This window comes from Petralouisia muris (assembly GCF_004793545.1).
Taxonomy (GTDB): Bacteria; Bacillota; Clostridia; order Lachnospirales; family Lachnospiraceae; genus Petralouisia; species Petralouisia muris.
In genome coordinates, this window is record NZ_SRYA01000154.1 from 1 (window position 1) to 4754 (window position 4754).

Consider the following 4754-nt stretch of genomic DNA (forward strand, 5'->3'; position numbering starts at 1 on the left):
AAAATCAAAGCTGCTTTTTCGTTTGCACCACCTTCGATTCTTTCCTTAACGATTTATCGGGATAGTGTATATAAAGAAAAATCGGAGGAAGTAGATAATATGCTGATAGTAGAATTAGTCATTTTGTGTATCCTGTTTTGGGGAATATGCTACTTAAACACAGGGAGCGATGATAAAAATATCAAAAGCTATGCTTCTTATCCCGATGAAGTGCAGGAAATGGTAAAGAAAAATCCTGCGCTACAATTCAAAATTAAGACAGTTTCGCCCTTTGTGTCGTTCATATCAAATATTGTTGTTTTTGGCACTGTCCTCTTTATCTTCGGTTTGTTTGTGAAAGAGAACGGATTTAAGGCTAATTTTATAAGTTTGCTAATTTTAGGGCAATGTCTTAACGCCTTTGATTTTCTTGTCATTGATATGCTGTGGTGGAGAAATTCTAAAAGGGTACGTTTTGCAGACACAAAAGACAGAAAGAAATTGTATTCCAACCCGAAGAAACACTTTGCGTCGTTTCTGAAAGGGATTGCCGCCTTTTTGATTATAGCAGTCATTGACGGAGCAATATTAACATTATTTTAACATCATCAAAGAGCCAGACGCACAGACGCAGAGCCGATAAATGAGTGAGCAATCACAGTTTGGCATACTGAAAAATCGGAATTGTGCGCCCAGACGAAGGGCGGGTAGTCTGGCAGGTGAGAAGCCTGTCTGCGAAGGTCTAACCAACCAGCAGTAGCGAGTCTTGGGTGGGCTGCAGTAATGTTGCCTGCTAAGCGTAGACAGCGAGAAAATAGGGAAAGTGATTGAGCCCCGAAATTTTGACATTCGGAGGGCTGACGCTCTAATTTCGGCGGAAAGCAACACAGGCGGCATTGCTATGGTGAGATGCAGCCTGCTTCTGCGGGGTCAAAGAGCTTTTCATGTTTTACATTGCGACTGTCCAGTCAACTGGGGAGAGCCTGATGTCCCTTGTTTTTCAAGTATGGCGGACAACGCTGAAACGGAGGATGCCAAACGGATGTCAGGCAGTCGGATAGCTTCATAGTACCGAAGAAGCCGGGTAATTCCGGTGGAGGGAAGGGGGCTGCATAATAACGGTCTCTCTGAGGGCGCATCAGCCGTACTCAGGGGCGGAGGTGCTGATGGAAACGAAATTGGAGAGAATAGCAGACAAATCGGCTCATGAGCCGAAACCGGAATTCACATCTTTGCACCATCTGATAAATAAAGAACTGCTAATGCAATGCCACAGGGAACTGGATGGCAGCAAGGCAGTGGGGATTGATGAAGTGACGAAGAAAGAATACGGGGAGAACCTGGGACAGAACATCGAGGGGCTTGTAGAAAGGCTGAAAAGGAAGTCATATAAGCCACAGCCATCGCTCCGGGTATACATTCCGAAAAGCAATGGGAAACTGCGTCCGCTGGGGATTGCAAGTTACGAGGACAAAATAGTCCAGCTGGCTTTGAAGAAGGTGCTTGAAGCAATTTATGAGCCGAGATTTCTAAACTGTATGTACGGATTCAGACCAAACAGGGGATGCCATGGGGCAGTGAAGGAACTGTATAAGAGGCTGAATTTCACGAAGATATGCTATGTCGTGGATGCAGACATTAAAGGTTTCTTTGACCATATGAAGCACGACTGGATAATGAAATTCCTGAATCTATACATCAAAGACCCGAATATCCTCTGGCTGGTGAACAAATACCTGAAAGCCGGGGTGATGGATGAGGGAAAGCTGGTAGAAAACGAGGAAGGTTCAGCACAGGGAAACATCATCAGTCCAATCCTTGCGAACATCTATATGCACAATGTCCTTACACTATGGTACAAGTTTATCATAGCCAAAGAGAGCAGGGGCGAGAACTTCCTGATTGTCTATGCAGATGATTTCATTGCGGGATTCCAGTGCAAATGGGAAGCGGAGAAATAATATAAGCTTCTTAAGGAACGAATGGAAAAGTTCGGACTGGAACTGGAGGAAAGCAAGAGCAGGATGCTGGAAAGCGGAGGATATCTGGCAAAATCGAAGCAGAAACGCGGAGAATCAACAAGGCTGGAAACCTTCGACTTTCTGGGATTTACATTTTACTGTGGACAGACAAGGAAAGGAACCGCATGGATGATGCCGAAAACGAGCAGTAAGAAATTCCGGCAGAAACTGAAGGACATAAAAGTCTGGCTGTACGCTAATCGAGACCAGAAACTAAAGAAACTGATGGGAATGCTCAATCTGAAACTGACAGGGCACTACAGGTATTATGGCATCAGCTTCAACGGAAGGATGATAAGCAACTTCAAACAGCAGGTAAGAGAAATGCTGTTCAAGGTTCTGAACCGAAGGAGCAACAGGAAGAGCTATACACGGGAAGGGTTCATAGAAATGCTGAAATATTATCCACTGGTAATGCCGAAGATATATGTCAGCTTATTCTGAAACTGTAAATGTTATTATGAAGAGCCGTGTGCGGGAAAGCCGCACGCACGGATCTGTGAGGGGCTGGCATCGTGAGGTGCCTGTCTACTCGACTATAGGGAGTGATTGAGGATGACAAGAGGACTGTTTTATCAAGCGATATTATAACTATGGAATAACAACTATGAAAATGGGCGGTAACTACACAGATTATAACCTGAATCCGTGAGCCTTGCCACAAATTATTTTCTGTAATCCCATATAATGATTAGGGTGTCAAAAGCCCCCTTTGCTCTGTCAATACGAAATGAACCTTGAAAATTGAATATATTGTTGTAAAACCCAAGACATATTCCCATTTTTTTGATACAATCGAAATGAAAATGTAAATGTCGGAGGGATTATTTATGTCATTCGTATTGAACCCAGTAAACGAACAGCAGCTTTCCTTATTTGATTCCTATGAAAATCTTACGGAAAGAGAAAAGAAATTCCTCAATAAATCCTGGGCAAAATATTTTGCAGAGTATATCTTCCCAAAGATTGATGAAATGCCTTATGCTGTCCTTTACAGTGGAAAAGATTCCCGGCCAAACACTCCGGTAAATATCCAGGTTGGGGCATTGATCTTAAAAGAATTCCTTAGCCTGTCAGATGAAGAACTTTTAACTGCCCTGATGTTTGATATCCGGTTCCAGTATGCCCTCCATACAACCTCTTATATAGAACAGCCGCTCAGTGACAGGACACTCAGCCGCTTCCGGGAACGGTGCAGTACTTATGAGGCAGAATCTGGGATTGATCTGCTCCATAAGACGGTGACTTCCCTTTCGAAAGAAATGGCCGAACTGATGGAGGTTGATGTTTCCCTGAGACGTATGGACAGCCTGATGGTTTCTTCCAACATCCGAAAAATGAGCCGTCTGGAGCTTCTCTATACCTGCGTGGCGAATCTGGCAAAAGAATATTCGAAGACAGGAACGGAGCTTCCGGAATCCATGCATCATTATATAGAAGCAGACGATAGGAACCGGGTGATCTGCCATAACCACAGTGACGAGACCTCGGAAAAGATTGCAGACATTCTGAAAGATGCCGCAGCCTTAAAAGAGCTTTGCGGGGAAGCTTATGGCGAATCCAGCAATTACCAGCTCCTTTTACGCGTGCTGCGGGAACAGGCTGTCCAGGAAGAGGATGGAAGCTATCGCCTGCGTACAAAAGAAGACGGCGGTATGAATGCGTCGATGCTGCAGAATCCGGCAGACCCAGATGCAACATACCGTGAAAAAGCAGGGAAACAAAACCGTGGTTACGTGGCAAATGTGACAGAAGCTGCAGGTGAAAAGGGAAGCATTGTGATTGACTATCAATATGAACAAAATACGCACAGTGACAGTCAGTTTCTGAAAGAAGCACTGGAAGCGGAACCAGTACATGAAGAACCAGTAACCATAGTTACAGACGGGGCATATGCAGGAAGCCAGAACCAGGAACGTGCAAAAGAAAAAAATATCGAGCTGGTTACGACAAACCTTACCGGGCGGGAAACCGAAGACATTATGGGTGATTTTGAATACAGCGGGGACGGCAGGAAAGTGACAAAATGTCCTGGAGGCCAGGAGCCCAAAAGCTGCAGTTATAATCCATCGACCGGTCAGTGTACCGTGTCCTTCTACAAAAGCCAGTGTATCGTCTGCCCTCATTATAAGGACTGCCATCCAAAAACATTTAAGCGGGTATGCCGGAAAACAGTATCTGTAAATGCAAAGCAACGGGCAGAGCGGCAACGGATGCGAAAAACAGAGATTTTCCAGAAGCTGTCACGCTTTCGAAATGGAGTGGAAACGATTCCATCAATCCTGCGTCGTAAGTATAGGATTGACCGTATGCCAGTGCGCGGCTTAATCCGGAGTAAATTCGTTTTTGGAAACAAAATCGTTGCATTAAATTTCAAAAAGTTCTGCAGAGCAATGCAGGGCATGGGATTGTGTGTCCATTATGCAGCAAATACGTGAAGATAACAGAATCGAAACTCGGTAAAATCCAATCCAAAGTAGTGAAATGTTCCATAAGGAGCAGGAACTGATAAAAAGCTTCCATAATTACAGCAATATATTCAATTTTCAAGGTTCCTAATTTAAGAAGGGGCCTCTTATTTTACCCTTTTGACACCCCAATCATATAATTCCGGCACTTATACGTTATTTTACCGGATTGATTTTTTCACCCGCCAGGTGAAAAAATCAGAGCATTTTGTTTTGCTTATGGTATACTGAAATCAGAAAAAACACTTAGTTCCGGAGGTTGCCATGAGAAAAAATATTTCCGTTG

4 protein-coding genes are annotated in these 4754 nt (G+C 44.0%); all 4 read left to right on the top strand.

The window, feature by feature from the left end:
- A partial coding sequence (locus E5329_RS28250) for a hypothetical protein (RefSeq protein WP_275443852.1) occupies positions 1–582 on the top strand: 582 nt, incomplete at its 5' end.
- Positions 583–1145: 563 nt separating this feature from the next.
- Positions 1146–1940: a reverse transcriptase domain-containing protein gene (locus tag E5329_RS32935; RefSeq protein WP_330572409.1), complete on the top strand. Its 795-nt coding sequence runs from the start codon at positions 1146–1148 to the stop codon at positions 1938–1940.
- 21 nt (positions 1941–1961) lie between these two features.
- Positions 1962–2444, top strand: coding sequence for a group II intron maturase-specific domain-containing protein (locus E5329_RS32940; protein WP_330572410.1), 483 nt, complete (start codon positions 1962–1964; stop codon positions 2442–2444).
- 386 nt (positions 2445–2830) lie between these two features.
- Entirely contained in the window at positions 2831–4438 is a 1608-nt protein-coding gene (locus E5329_RS28260) for a transposase (protein ID WP_135992460.1), read from the top strand.
- Positions 4439–4754 lie beyond the last annotated feature (316 nt).